The 13,726-nt window shown below is 64.0% G+C and carries 12 protein-coding genes; 7 read left to right on the top strand and 5 right to left on the bottom strand.

What is annotated here, in order from left to right:
* Nucleotides 1–934: 934 nt before the first annotated feature.
* A complete protein-coding gene (locus tag JQ575_RS39960; RefSeq protein ID WP_212038661.1) occupies nt 935–1,651 on the bottom strand; it encodes a type 1 glutamine amidotransferase in 717 nt (238 codons plus the stop codon).
* A 439-nt stretch (nt 1,652–2,090) separates the two neighbouring features.
* Entirely contained in the window at nt 2,091–2,405 is a 315-nt protein-coding gene (locus JQ575_RS39965; RefSeq protein WP_192735105.1) for an EthD family reductase, read from the bottom strand.
* A 168-nt stretch (nt 2,406–2,573) separates the two neighbouring features.
* Here JQ575_RS39965 and JQ575_RS39970 point away from each other — a divergent pair, with 168 nt between their 5' ends.
* Nucleotides 2,574–3,572 carry an aldo/keto reductase gene (locus JQ575_RS39970; RefSeq protein WP_212038662.1) on the top strand — a complete coding sequence of 333 codons (999 nt, stop codon included), beginning with the start codon at nt 2,574–2,576 and terminating at the stop codon, nt 3,570–3,572.
* A 162-nt stretch (nt 3,573–3,734) separates the two neighbouring features.
* Nucleotides 3,735–4,124: a TfoX/Sxy family protein gene (locus tag JQ575_RS39975; RefSeq protein ID WP_212038663.1), complete on the top strand. Its 390-nt coding sequence runs from the start codon at nt 3,735–3,737 to the stop codon at nt 4,122–4,124.
* Here JQ575_RS39975 and JQ575_RS39980 read toward each other — a convergent pair.
* The 3 genes from JQ575_RS39980 to JQ575_RS39990 all read right to left on the bottom strand — a co-directional run bounded on the left by JQ575_RS39980 (nt 4,086) and on the right by JQ575_RS39990 (nt 8,038).
* Entirely contained in the window at nt 4,086–4,643 is a 558-nt protein-coding gene (locus tag JQ575_RS39980; protein WP_212038664.1) for a GNAT family N-acetyltransferase, read from the bottom strand. The two genes, JQ575_RS39975 and JQ575_RS39980, sit on opposite strands and share 39 nt — an antisense overlap.
* A gap of 29 nt (nt 4,644–4,672) precedes the next feature.
* Nucleotides 4,673–7,030: an Orn/Lys/Arg decarboxylase N-terminal domain-containing protein gene (locus JQ575_RS39985; protein WP_212038665.1), complete on the bottom strand. Its 2,358-nt coding sequence runs from the start codon at nt 7,028–7,030 to the stop codon at nt 4,673–4,675.
* 114 nt (nt 7,031–7,144) lie between these two features.
* Complete coding sequence (locus JQ575_RS39990) at nt 7,145–8,038, bottom strand: LysR family transcriptional regulator (protein ID WP_212038666.1); 894 nt, start codon at nt 8,036–8,038, stop codon at nt 7,145–7,147.
* Between the two features lie 187 nt (nt 8,039–8,225).
* Here JQ575_RS39990 and paoA point away from each other — a divergent pair, with 187 nt between their 5' ends.
* The 5 genes from paoA (at nt 8,226) to JQ575_RS40015 (ending at nt 13,592) form a co-directional block, all read left to right on the top strand.
* Complete coding sequence (gene paoA / locus JQ575_RS39995) at nt 8,226–8,888, top strand: aldehyde dehydrogenase iron-sulfur subunit PaoA (protein WP_212038667.1); 663 nt, start codon at nt 8,226–8,228, stop codon at nt 8,886–8,888.
* The gene (locus tag JQ575_RS40000) at nt 8,885–9,835 is read left to right on the top strand and encodes a xanthine dehydrogenase family protein subunit M (RefSeq protein ID WP_212038668.1); all 951 of its coding nucleotides are present in this window, start codon (nt 8,885–8,887) and stop codon (nt 9,833–9,835) included. Before paoA ends, JQ575_RS40000 begins: the two co-directional genes overlap by 4 nt.
* 3 nt (nt 9,836–9,838) lie before the next feature.
* The gene (gene paoC, locus JQ575_RS40005; RefSeq protein ID WP_212038669.1) at nt 9,839–12,043 is read left to right on the top strand and encodes an aldehyde oxidoreductase molybdenum-binding subunit PaoC; all 2,205 of its coding nucleotides are present in this window, start codon (nt 9,839–9,841) and stop codon (nt 12,041–12,043) included.
* A gap of 133 nt (nt 12,044–12,176) precedes the next feature.
* A complete protein-coding gene (locus JQ575_RS40010) occupies nt 12,177–12,572 on the top strand; it encodes a cupin domain-containing protein (RefSeq protein WP_212038670.1) in 396 nt (131 codons plus the stop codon).
* A gap of 27 nt (nt 12,573–12,599) precedes the next feature.
* The gene (locus JQ575_RS40015; RefSeq protein WP_212038671.1) at nt 12,600–13,592 is read left to right on the top strand and encodes an aldo/keto reductase; all 993 of its coding nucleotides are present in this window, start codon (nt 12,600–12,602) and stop codon (nt 13,590–13,592) included.
* Nucleotides 13,593–13,726: the final 134 nt, after the last annotated feature.

The following is a 13,726-nucleotide window of genomic DNA, read 5'->3' on the forward strand; positions in this document are numbered from 1 at the left end:
TGCGCAATGGCTTTACGGCTTATGACGCGCTCTCCCCGGTGAGACGGCCTCTATTGCCACCGTCGCCCCTCGGAAGCATTGGCTCCCGAAAGACTTGACGCCGTTACGGGCGCCAGGACCACACGCTTTCACCGTACGCTTCAGCCGCGACCGTCAATCGCAACCTCAGCGTCCACCGCAACCCGCCCCTCGTCATGACGACGGCCGACGCCCCTCTGAGTGGGACGGGATAACGCAGACTCGTAGAGATGATTTGCCCGACGGCGAAAGCGAAATATTTTTTATTTCGGGGCTTGACATAATTTCCGTAAATCAGAAGTGATTTGCCCGTCGGGCAAAGTGGGTAGTCGAAAGTCTACCGATAGGAACCGATATTCGATACGATTTGAATTAAGCTTCTCATTGCGGACATTCCGATCGCGGATTTTGTGTCGCTGCGGGACGCTGAGGACTGGGTCAATTGGAAACAGGGGCTTCCCAGGTTGAACCCATATGCCCAATAGCGCGTCAAACGATGCGGGAATTCACACCAAGCGAAGCCCATAGGCCTTGGGTCTGGTGTGAGCTGAGCAAGAGAGTGCCTGGTGCAGAACGAGGCGGAGGACGATGATGCCGAACTGGTTGGGACCCCTGCTGGCGTTGTGCGCGCTGGTGGGATTTATCGCCTTCGCCGTTCGTCAGGGGGCGAAGGTGAAGCCGAATGCAGACGGTAATCCCGACAACTCGATTGGCGGCCCTGGCGGGGATACATAGCGCCGCGGCTCAGACGGTCATTCTTGAGCAACTCGTAGGATGGGTGGAGCGATAGCGATACCCATCAATTCCGGTTTGCGCTGGTGCGATGGGTTTCGCGGAGTTTATCATCGGGCGCGCATTCGCGCGACCCGGTGGCTCTACCCATCCTACGCACTGCAACGACGCCACACAAAATCGATCACGCTGTGCGCGGCCTCGCCAGAAAACGCGCGATGGCGCGGCCGAGGTCGGCGCTGTCGAGGGGCTGCTCGAGCGAAGCCTTGGCCGCCGTGACCAACGGTTCGGGAGCGCTGTTCTGACCGGCTTTTTCGCAACAGACATGCGCAAAGGCCGTGGTGAATTCGGGATGCGGCTGCACCGATAGCGTTACGCCGTTGGCATAGAGAAGGCCGGCGTGCGGGGTGAACGCCGAATGGAATATCGTTGTTGCCCCAGTGGGCGGCGCGATGACCTGGTCTTGATGCGAGGCGGGAATTGCGATTCTATCGCCGTCGATCACGCCGTTGCCGGGCACGACGTCATAGACGTGACGTCCGATGCCCCAGCCCTTTTCCGATTTGCGCACCGTTCCGCCGAGCGCCTGCGCGATCAATTGATGGCCGAAGCAGATTCCGGCCATTGGAATTCTCGCCGCATACGCCGCGCGTACAAAGCGCTCGAGCGGTGCGATCCAGTCGAGATCGTCGTAGACGCCGGCTGGCGATCCCGTGAGCAGAATGGCTTCGAGGCCGGCGGAATCGGGCAGCGCTTCGCCGTCAGCAAGCCGGACCGTCGCAAAGCTCGCCGAGGCATCCGCCTCGCCAAGCAGCCGTTCGAACATCTGGGGGAAGGAGCCGTGCCGCGCGCGATTGGCAGGCGAAATGACGCCGGTTTCGATGATCGTTATTTTCGGCATGAAAGTTTTCCAAGGCACCACAACAGGGCACCACAACATAAAAGGACCTCAGCTCCTTGGGGAAAGAGCTGAGGCCCGACGCGGCTTCTTGGGGTTCGCGGCCAGGTTTTGGTCAGGGGGGCGATGTCCGGCCGCGTTTGAAAACGATGTCGAGATTTCGGGGTCTCCGCAACAGACATCCTGGAACGATACCGCTTCTTTGGGGGTAGTCCGAATTGGCTTTCCCATCACACGCTTCAGCGCTTGACCAGGCAAAAATAAGGTTAATGCTTAGAGTGGGTTGCCACCGGAGCCGTGCACAGCGCGGCCCGGTGATAAACTCCGCATAACCCACCGCTGTTCGTATTCGCGTCGGCGGTGGGTTATGGCTTCCGCCTTCTCCTTGCGAGCGACCGCGGACAAGTCACCTGACCCACCCCACGCAGTTACGCAGCCGCCGTCAGCCGACGACGACTTCGCTGATCTGCATGACGGGGGCGATGTCGGTGTAGTTCTTGATGTCGCCCATGATCTCCTTGGCGTGGGGCCCGAAGCCGGCCTGGAAGGCCTCGACCGAGTCGGCGAAGATGTGGCACATCCCGACATAGGTCGCGGGCGCACCGGGGGCGCCGCCGCCCAGACCCTTGTCCACCGTGTAGGATTTGCAGGCATCGCCCATGCGCGCCTTGACGAGCGGCATGTGTTTGTCGCGGTAATAATCGTGGTCGAAGCGCGCCCCCGGCGTGTTTGGATACATTACGCTTACCTTGATCATGGCGTGCTCCTCGTTTGATATTTGCCGGTTGATTTCCGGCACGGAGCCAAACTGTGCGTCAGTTTTGCCGATCCCGCAACTCCGAAACGCGAACTTACAATTGTGTCGGCCGCCAATTACCCCGGGGCGAAAATTTCGAGTATTGTGCGAGCAGCCGGAGGAACAGCGATGCAATTGCGGGTTTTTGGGCGCACGGGAATGCAGCTCTCGGTGCTGGGCTTTGGGTGCGGCGCCGTCGGCGGCGTGATGGTGCGTGGCGATCCGGCCGACCAGGAGCGCGCCGTCGCGCGGGCGCTCGATGTCGGCGTGAATTATTTCGACACCGCGGTGCTGTATGGCGACGGTGAATCGGAAAGGAGCCTTGGCCGTGTTATGCAAAAGCTGAAACCGGCCAATGCGATCGTCGGCACCAAGGTCCGAATACCGCCCGATGCGTTCGGCCGCATTGCCGATGCCGTCACGACGTCGCTCGAGGGCAGTCTGGCGCGGCTTGGTCTTGATCACGTCGACATCTTTCACCTGCACAATCCGATTAGCGTTTCCGGCGGCGGATCGGCGCTGAGCGCGCGGCAGGTGCTGGACGAGGTGGTGCCGGCGTTCGAGCGGCTGCGTCAGCAGGGCAAGATTCGATATTTGGGGATTTCGGCGGTCGGCGACACCGCGGCGCTGCATCAGGTGATCGATGCCGGCGTCTTCGACAGTGCGCAGATCGTCTACAACATGCTCAATCCATCCGCGGCCGAACAATTGCCGAAAAGCTATCCGGCGCAGGATTATGCAGGGTTGTTCGATCACACACGGGCGGCCGGCGTTGGCGTCGTCGGCATCCGCGTGCTGGCGGGCGGCGCCCTGTCGGGCTCGGCCGCGCGGCATCCGACTGCAAGCCCGGCGCCCGAGCCGATCGGCTCCGCCATGAGCTACGATGCCGATGTCGAGCGCGCCCGCCGTCTGATGCCGCTGGTGGAGGAGGGGTTTGCTTCCAGCCTGACCGAAGCCGCGACGCGGTTTGCGCTGTCGCATCCGGCTGTTGGCACCATCCTGGTCGGCATGGCGACGCCGCAGGAGTTCGAGGGCGCTTTTGCCGCGGTCGAAAAAGGTCCATTGCCGCAGGCGGCGCTCGACCGGCTGGCAGCCCTGCGGCAGGCGTTCTCCGGCGAGGCGCGGTGACTGGGTGTGTTGGTGAAGGTGAGTCAGTTTTTCGTCATGGCCGGGCTTGTCCCGGCCATCCACGTCTTTCTTCGGCCGCTGCAGTTAAGACGTGGATGCCCGGGACAAGCCCGGGCATGACGAACTGGATGGTAAAGTCTCGTTTTTGAGTAGGAATCGAGGATGGTCGCCAGCGCCACCTATGCCGAATTCCTGCGCGAGCAGATGGCGCCGCTCGGCCGCGTCACCATGCGGAGGATGTTCGGCAAGACCGGCGTGTTCTGCGACGGCGTGATGCTTGCCATGGTGACTGATAACACGCTGTATTTCCGGGTTGATGACCAGAACCGTGAGCTCTTCAAGGAAGCCGAGGCGTTTCCGCCGCTCAACTATGCCAAGAAGGGCGCCATGATCGACCTCTCATTCTGGCGCGTGCCGGAGCGGCTGTTCGACGAACCCGATGAGCTGATCATTTGGGCGCAAGCTGCGCTGGCGGCGGCGCACCGGGTTGCGGCGAAACGGGGGCGGAGCGATTCACCGGCCCGGGCTGGAAATCAGCGGCGGCGCGGTTGAACCGGCGGCGAGCGAGCGTTGTACCATGACGGTGTCGGCCCAGCGGCCGTAGCGGTAGGCGACGCCCGGTAGCAGGCCGGCGCGGGCAAAGCCGAACCTTTCGTGCAGCGCGAGCGAGGCCGTGTTGTCGGAATCGATATAGCCGATCATCTGCCGGAACCCGGCCGCGGCGCAGACATCGATCAACTCCTGCAACAGCAGCCGGCCGACGCCGCGTCCCTGATGCTCGCGATGCACATAGATCGAATGCTTGACCGCGTAGCGATAGGCCGGCCGCTTGCGAAACAGCACGACATAAGCGTAGCCCACCACCTCGCCGCCGCAAACAGCCACCAGATGCGGCAGGCGCTGGCTGCGCAGGTTCTTGCGCCGGTCGCGCAGGTCCTCCGGCTCCGGCGTGCCGCTGTCGTCGACGCTTTCCTCGATGCCGCGGCGGATATGATGCCGGTAGATCGCCAGCATCGCCTCGACATCGCCGTCGCGCGAGGGCCGGACCAGCACCGGCTGCTGGCTGGTCATGGCCGGGTCTGTTGTTTCGACGGGCCGGTTCATTCGCAGACCACATAAGTATGCAGCCGGATGCGGCCGGACGGATCGACTTCCTTGTAGACGCCCTGAATCTCGACGTCGAAGCCGGGGAATGTGTTGAAGCAGGTTTCGAACATTTTGAGATAGTCGATCATCGGCTGCGCCCGCTCGGTCAATCGTTCGCCCGGCACGATGGTGGCGATGCCGGGCGGATAGACCACGAACGGCGTCGTGGCAATGCGGCCGGCGATGGCGTCGATCGGCAGATAGTCGACGTCGTTGCGAACCAGATAGCGCGCGGCGTCGCGCGGCGACATCGCGATGTCAGGCAGGTGCTCGGCGAGGAATTGCCCGGCCTGCAGCGTGCTGACACCGGCGTCGCGGAAAAAACGATGCATGTCGGCGCAGAGATCGCGTAAGCGCACGCCGGCATAGCGCTTCGGCCGGCGCTGATGGAATTCGGGAATCACGTCTTCCAGCAGCGCGTTGTCGTCGTGCAGTTTCTTGAAGGCGACGAGGCCGCTGATCAAGGTGCCGGCCTTGCTGGCCTCGACGCCGGGGGTGAGCAGGAACAGCAGCGAGTTGAGGTCGTTCTTTTCCGCCACGATGCGGTTCTCGCGTAAGTATTGCGCGACGACGGGGGCGGGGATGCCGTGCTCGGCATAGCGGCCGGTGGCATGGTCGAAGCCGGGGGTCAGCACCGTCAGCTTGTTCGGGTCGGTCATGGCGAAGCCCGCGGTCAGATCGGGAAAACCGTGCCAGCGGGCGTCCGGCGACAGCTGCCAGTAAACGGGGTCGGTGACCAGCATGTCGGTGGAGATAGTCTCCCAGGCCACATTGTGCACGGCGCCCGCGCGGGAGACGTCCGGGATCGCGACGCGGTCGGGCACGAACGGCTCGAAAAACCAGCGGCGTTCGGGCCGCGCCTCCTTCTCCTCGAATTCGCGGCGGACCGCGCGCATCTTCTTGCGCAGTTCGATGCCGAGCCGGATCGTGTCGTCCCACAGTACCTCGCCGGAGCGGCCCTTCATCATCTGCGCGCCGACATCGAGCGAGGCGAAGATCGGATAGAACGGCGAGGTCGAGGCGTGCTGCATGAAGCTCTCGTTGAAGCGGCGGTGTTCGATGCGGCGCTTCTGGCCGGTGATGTGGCGGTCCTTGATGTGGATCTGCGAGGCCTGCGAGAAACTCGCCAGTTGCTTGTGGGTCGACTGGGTCGCGATGATGCCGGGCGCGTCGGGACCGAGGCCTGACAGCCCCATCGCGAAACGGCCGGCATAGAGCGGATGAAACTTCATGAAGCCGGCCCAGGCCTCGTCGAACAGGATGTAATCGCAGAGATGGCCGATCGCTTTCAGGATCATCTCGGCACTGTGGATGGTGCCGTCATAGGTGCATTGCTCGACGACGGCCACCCGGAAAGGACGCGGCTTGCGCCAGGCTTCCGGGTCCTTGACCAGCGGATGGCTGCGGATGCGTTCGCGCAAGCTCGTCTCGTCGATCGCGTCCCAGCGCATCGGGCCGATCAGGCCCCAGGCGTTGCGGACCGTGGGGATGTAAACCGGAATGCCGCCGGCCATCATCAGTGCGCCATGATGGGCCGCCTTGTGGTTGTTGCGGTCGAACAGCACGAGGTCGCCGTCGGTGACCAGCGCGCCCAGCACCACCTTGTTGGAGGTCGAGGTGCCGTTGAGCACGAAATAGGTCTTTTCGGCGCCGAAGATTTGCGCCGCTTCCTTTTGCGCCTTCAGCGCCGGGCCCTCGTGAGTGAGGAGATCGCCGAGGTCGAGCACGGAATTGTCGAGGTCGTCGCGAAAGACAGCTTCGCCGAGATGTTCGACGAACACCCGGCCGATCGGACTGCGGCTGTAAAACACGCCGCCATTGTGGCCCGGGCAGGTCCATAGCTGGTTGCCCTCTTCGGCATAGTCGACCAGCGCCCCGAAGAACGGCGTCTTCAGGGTTTCGGCATATTGCTTCAGGCGGCTGATCAGGTTCTTGGCAATGAAGGGCGGCGTTTCCTCGGACAGGAACACGTAGCCGTCGATGAAATCCAGCACCTCGACCGGCAGGTCCTCGAACCGCTTGCGGCGGATCAGGAGAATGATCGGAAAATCGAGGCCGCGCCGCCGCATCAGATTGATCAGGGCCATGGTCTTGCCCTCGAGGCCCTTCTTGCCCCAGTCGACCACCATGCAGCCGATCGCAGCATCGGTCTGCACCTGGATTTCCGCATCCTCGAGCTTGCGCGCCCGGACCACTTCAAAGCCGGACCGCTCGATCTCGGTGATGATCTGGTTGAAACGGAGGCCTTCGAGGTCGTCGGTATCAAAGACCGGTGCGGCGAACAGAAAGGTGAAGCGTCGGAAATAGTCCATCAGTGTCCTCGAATGTGTGTCCAGCAAGCTGTTGGCGCATTTGATGACATCTGGATGACGGATGGGTTCCGGGCCGGCCGGCCAAAACCCTGCCGCGCGACCGGGGGACGACCATCACCCCCGGTATCGCAGCGCCTCCACCAGCACTGCAAACGCCGGGGTGGGTTGCCGGCGGCTCGGGTAATAGAGGTGATAGCCGGAAAACGGCGCGCACCAGTCGTCGAGCACGCGGATCAGACGGCCGTCGGCGAGATGCTTCTTGACCTGGTCCTCGGGCAGATAGGCGAGGCCGTGCCCCGCCAGTACCGCGTTCAGCCGGAGCGGGACGCTGTTGAACACCAGCTGCCCATCGACGCGCACCTTGACTTCGCGACCGCGTTTCTCGAATTCCCAGGCGTAGATTCCACCCGATGTCGGCAGGCGGACAGTGATGCAGTCGTGCGCCGTAAGATCCTGCGGCTTCTTCGGCTTCGGCTTTCGTTCGAAATACGAGGGCGAGCCCACCACGGTCATGCAGAAGTCCGGTCCGATGCGCACGGCGATCATGTCCTTGGCCACTTGCTCGCCGAGACGAACGCCGGCGTCGTATCGCTCCGCGACGATGTCGGTCAGGCCGTAATCGATGGTCAGCTCGACCTTGATGTCGGGGTAACGCGGCAGCAGACTTGTCATGGCAGGCCAGAGCACCGCCAGGGCCGCATGCTCGCCGGCCGTGATCCGGATGGTACCGGCGGGTTTTTCCCGAAGCTCGGTCAGCGCTGATAGTTCGGAGTCGATTTGATCGAACTTGGGGCCCACCGTCCGAACCAGCCGCTCTCCGGCCTCGGTCGTTGCCACGCTGCGGGTGGTGCGGGTCAACAACCGCAAGCCGAGCCGCTCTTCCAGTCCTCGAATGGTGTGACTGAGCGCCGATTGCGAAACCCCGAGCTGTGCTGCCGCCCGCGTAAAGCTGCGTTCGCGCGCCACGGCCAGGAACGCCATGAGGTCGTTGGTGTTCTTGCCGAGCATTCATGAGCCTGTTTCATAAGTCCATGCCGATTATTAGGCCTAATCCGGCGGCGTTGCACCCGCTAAATCCCTGAAGGCACGCGGTCGTGACCTGCGCGATGTCGGCTGCGCGCAACCCTGGATCATGATCGGCGTTAGTGGACGAGGCGGGCGGAAACGAGCGAAGCGGCAAAAAGGGATTGATGGCATGCGAAGCCCCGGTGATTTCAGATTTTCTCGGCGCGACCTGTTGGTCGTCGGCGCCGCTTCTCTCACGGCGCCGGCCCTCGGGGTGACGACGTCGACCTTTGTGGCCAAGGCCGAGATCGCCCTGAAGCCTGCGGTTTCCGGAGCCCCGGTGATGTCCAAAGTGTCCTTCAACGTCAACGGCAAGATGCGCGAGCTCGAGGTCGATACGAGGACCACGCTGCTCGATGCGTTGCGCGAGAATTTGCATTTCACCGGCACCAAGAAGGGCTGCGATCACGGCCAGTGCGGCGCATGCACGGTGATCGTCGGCGGGCGCAGGATCAATTCATGCCTGACGCTGGCTGTGATGCACGAGGGCGAGAGCGTCACCACCATCGAGGGGCTCGGCACGCCGGAGAACATGCACCCGATGCAGGCGGCCTTCGTCAAGCATGACGGCTATCAATGCGGCTATTGCACGCCCGGGCAGATCTGCTCGGCGGTCGCCGTGCTCGATGAGATCAAGGCCGGCATTCCGAGCCACGTCAGCGCCGATCTGAACGCCGTCCCGCAGCTCTCCAATGCCGAATTGCGCGAGCGCATGAGCGGCAACATCTGCCGCTGCGGCGCCTATTCCAACATCGCCGAAGCCATCAGCGAAGTCGCCGGGAGACAGGCATGAGATCCTTTACCTATGAGCGCGCCAATTCGCCGGCCGAGGCCGCCGCCGCGGCCGCACGCAAGCAGGGCGCCAAATTCATCGCTGGTGGTACCAATCTGCTCGACCTGATGAAGCTCGAAATCGAGACGCCGGCGCATCTGATCGACGTCAACCGTCTCGGGCTCGACAAGATCGAGCCGACCGCCGATGGCGGACTGCGGGTGGGTGCGCTGGTGCGCAACACCGATCTTGCCGCGGACGAGCGGGTGCGGCGCGATTATGGCGTGCTGTCGCGCGCGCTGCTCGCCGGCGCTTCGGGCCAGTTGCGCAATAAGGCGACGACCGCGGGCAACCTGCTGCAGCGGACCCGCTGCCCCTATTTCTACGACACCAACCAGCCCTGCAACAAACGTCAGCCCGGCAGCGGTTGTGCTGCGATCGGCGGGGTCAGCCGTCAGCACGCGGTGATCGGCGCCAGCGAAGCGTGCATCGCGACCCATCCGAGCGACATGGCGGTGGCCATGCGCGCGCTCGACGCCACCGTGGAAACAATTCAGGCCGATGGAGCCGCGCGGAAAATTCCGATCGCGGAATTCCACCGGCTGCCCGGCAGTACGCCCGAGGTTGAGACCTCACTGGCGCCGGGCGAACTGATCACCGCCGTGACGTTGCCGAAACCCGTTGGCGGCAAGCAAATCTATCGCAAGGTGCGTGACCGCGCGTCTTATGCGTTCGCGCTGGTTTCGGTCGCCGCCATCGTGCAGCGCGACGGAAGCGGGCGCGTCGCGCTCGGCGGCGTCGCCCACAAGCCGTGGCGCGTCGAAGCCGCCGAGGCCGAACTGCCGCGCGGCGCGAAAGCCGTGACGGCAAGACTGCTCGCCGACGCCAAACCTACACATGAGAACGCCTTCAAGCTGCTGCTGGCCGAGCGGACGCTCGGCGCGGTGCTGGCAGAGGCGAGGGGATAGACCATGAAATTCGAAACCCCGGCGACCACCAACCCGATCGACCAGTTGAAGATCATCGGCAAGCCCGCGGACCGCATCGACGGTCCGTTCAAGACCACGGGCACGGCGCCCTATGCCTATGAGCGGCACGACAACATCGCGAACCCGGCCTGCGGCTATGTGGTCGGTTCAGCGATTGCCAAGGGCCGGATCGCCTCGATGGATCTGACGGCCGCCAAAACAGCATCCGGCGTGCTTGCGATCGTCACGGCCGACAATGCCGGCAAGCTCGCCAAGGGCAACTTCAATTTCGCCACGCTGCTCGGCGGTCCCGAGATCGAGCATTATCACCAGGCGATCGCGCTCGTGGTGGCGGAGACCTTCGAGCAGGCCCGCGCCGCCGCGCAACTGGTCCGCGTCGATTACGTGAAGGCTGACGGGGCGTTCGATCTCGCGGCGGTCAAGGATTCCGGCAAGCCCGCGCGCATCACCGGCGGTCCGGCCGATACCGCGGTCGGCGATTTCGCCGGCGCCTTCGCCGCGGCACCGGTTCAGCTCGACGCGACCTACACCACGCCCGATCACGCCCATGCGATGATGGAACCGCACGCCTCGATGGCCGCCTGGGACGGCGACAAGCTGATCGTGTGGACCTCAAACCAGATGATCGACTGGAGCGTTGGCGATTTGGCCAAGACGCTCGGCATGCCCAAGGACAAAGTCCGCCTGATATCACCCTTCATCGGCGGCGGGTTCGGCGGCAAACTGTGGGTGCGGGCCGATGCGATGCTCGCGGCATTGGGCGCCCGCGCGGCCGGGCGGCCGGTCAAGGTGGCGCTGACGCGCCCGATGATGTTCAACAACACCGTGCATCGGCCGGCCACGATCCAGCGCATCCGTATCGGCGCGACCAGGGATGGCAAGATCACGGCCATCGGCCATGAGGGCTGGTCCGGCAACCTGCCCGGCGGCAAGCCGGAGGCTGCGGTGCAGGCGACACGGCTGCTCTATGCCGGCGCCAACCGCATGACGGCGACGCGGCTTGCGGTGCTCGACCTGCCGGAAGGCAATGCGATGCGCGCGCCGGGCGAGGCGCCCGGCATGATGGCGCTGGAGATCGCGATCGACGAGATGGCGGAAAAGCTCGGCCTCGATCCAATCGAGTTCCGTATCCTCAACGACACCCAGGTCGATCCCGAAAAGCCGGAGCGGGCGTTCTCGCACCGGCCGCTGATCGCGTGCATGGGGCTCGGCGCCAACCGCTTCGACTGGAGCAAGCGCAATCCTCGGCCAGGGCAGGTTCGCGACGGGCGATCGCTGGTCGGCATCGGCATGGCCGCTGCCTTCCGCAACAATCCGGTGATGAAATCGGGGGCGCGCGTGCGGCTCGACAACCGCGGTGTCGTTGTTGTCGAAACCGACATGACCGATATCGGCACCGGCACCTACACCATCATCGCGCAGACCGCTGCCGAGATGATGGGCCTGCCGCTCGACAAGATCATCGTACGCCTCGGCGATTCGGCTTTTCCAGTGTCGGCCGGATCGGGCGGGCAATGGGGCGCCAACAGCTCGACGTCAGGCGTCTATGCGGCTTGCGTCAAGCTGCGCGAGGCCGTGGCGCAGAAGCTCGGGTTCAATTCCACCGAGGCTGATTTCGCCGACGGGCAGGTGCGTTCGGGTAACCGCAGCGTGCCGCTGGCGCAGGCCGCGGGCGAGAACGGCATCGTGGCCGAGGACGTGATGGAATTCGGCGACCTCGGTAAAAAGTATCAGCAATCGACCTTCGGCGCGCATTTCGTCGAGGTTGGCGTCGATGCCGCGACCGCCGAAATTCGGGTGCGCCGAATGCTGGCGGTATGCGCCGCGGGCCGGATCCTCAATCCCAAATCGGCGCGCAGCCAGGTGATCGGCGCGATGACGATGGGCGCCGGTGCCGCGCTGATGGAAGAACTGACCGTCGACAAGCGCGCCGGTTTCTTCGTCAACCATGACCTCGCCGGCTACGAAGTGCCCGTGCATGCCGACATTCCGCATCAGGACGTGATCTTCCTCGACGAGACCGATCCGATGTCGTCGCCGATGAAGGCGAAGGGCGTCGGCGAGCTCGGCATCTGTGGCGTCGGTGCCGCCATCGCCAACGCGATCTACAACGCGACCGGTGTGCGGGTGCGCGATTATCCGATCACGCTCGACAAGCTGCTCGCCCGGCTGCCGGAAGTGGCATGAGCGCCGAGCCCGCGCACCGACCGCGATGATCACGCGCAGACGAATGCTTGCAGCCGGTGGCGGCCTTGCCGTGCTGGCAGCGGGAGCTGCTGGCGCAAACGCGCCGGTAACACCACCACGAAGGATCAGTACCATGGACATCAAACGCAGCGGCTCGCAGCCGTCCGGCAAGGGACCTTCAGATTATTTCACCGGTACCGTCCGCGTCGATCCGCTGTTCAAGGCGACCGAGCCGGCGCGGGTGGTTGGCGCCAGCGTCACCTTCGAGCCCGGCGCGCGCACCGCCTGGCACACCCATCCGCTCGGACAGACCCTGATCGTCACGTCAGGCTTTGGCCTGGTGCAGCACTGGGGCGGACGGATCGAGGAGATCCGGCCCGGCGACGTGGTCTGGTTTCCGCCCGGCGAGAAGCACTGGCACGGCGCCGGACCCACGACGGCGATGACGCATCTGGCAATTCAGGAAGCGCTCGACGGCAAGACCGTCGACTGGATGGAAAAGGTCAGCGACGAACAGTACGCGCGATGATTTGTCTAACAATTGGAGAAGAAGAGAGTGCAGAAGCGTAGACTTGGCAACAGCGGCCTCGAAGTCTCGGCGATCGGGCTCGGCTGCATGGGACTCAGCTTCGGCTATGGCCCGGCGGTCGAAAAGCAGACGGGAATCGCGCTGATCCGCGCCGCCGTCGAGCGCGGCGTGACGTTTTTCGACACCGCCGAAGTGTATGGACCGTTCACGTCGGAGGAACTGGTCGGCGAGGCGCTGGCGCCGGTCCGCGACCAGGTCGTGATCGCCACCAAATTCGGCTTCGACATCGATCCGAAGACAGGCGCGCAGAGCGGTCTGAGCAGCCGGCCGGAGCACATCAAGCAAGTGGCGGAGGCTTCGCTGAAGCGGCTCAGGACCAACGTCATCGATCTGTTCTATCAGCACCGCGTCGATCCCAACGTGCCAATCGAGGATGTCGCGGGTGCGGTCAAGGATCTCATTCGCGAAGGCAAGGTCAGGCACTTTGGACTCTCCGAGGCCGCCGCGCCGACGATCCGGCGTGCCCATGCCGTGCAGCCGGTCGCCGCACTTCAGAGCGAGTATTCGCTGTGGTGGCGCGAACCCGAAGAGATGATCCTGCCGACGCTCGAAGAACTCGGCATCGGCTTCGTTCCCTTCAGTCCGCTCGGCAAGGGGTTCCTCACCGGTGCGATCAGTGAGACGACGACGTTCGACAAATCAGACTTCCGTAACGTGGTGCCGCGGTTCGCGCCGGAAGCGCGGAAAGCAAACCAGGCCTTGGTTGACCTGCTCGGCAAAATCGCCGGGGGCAAAAAATCGACGTCGGCGCAGATCGCGCTCGCCTGGCTGCTGGCGCAGAGGCCGTGGATCGTTCCGATCCCCGGTACCACCAAGCCGCACCGTCTGGAGGAGAACGTCGGCGCGGCCGCGGTGACGCTCACTTCAGCCGATCTCGGCGAGATCGAGCGTACGATCTCTGCCGTCGCGGTGCAGGGCGCGCGGTACCCGGAACATCTGCAGCAGCTGGTAGGCCGCTAAGCGGGCGCGGTTGCGCGGATTGAAGCGGGCGTGGCGCCGCGGGCCGAGTTCCCGCGGCCGCAACCTCTCCATGGTACTGCCTTGGTTTCGTCAAACCGGAATGAGCTAAGGGAAATGACGTGTGGGGGAATTCT

It is taken from the genome of Bradyrhizobium sp. JYMT SZCCT0428 (assembly GCF_018131075.1).
Taxonomy (GTDB): domain Bacteria; phylum Pseudomonadota; class Alphaproteobacteria; order Rhizobiales; family Xanthobacteraceae; genus Bradyrhizobium.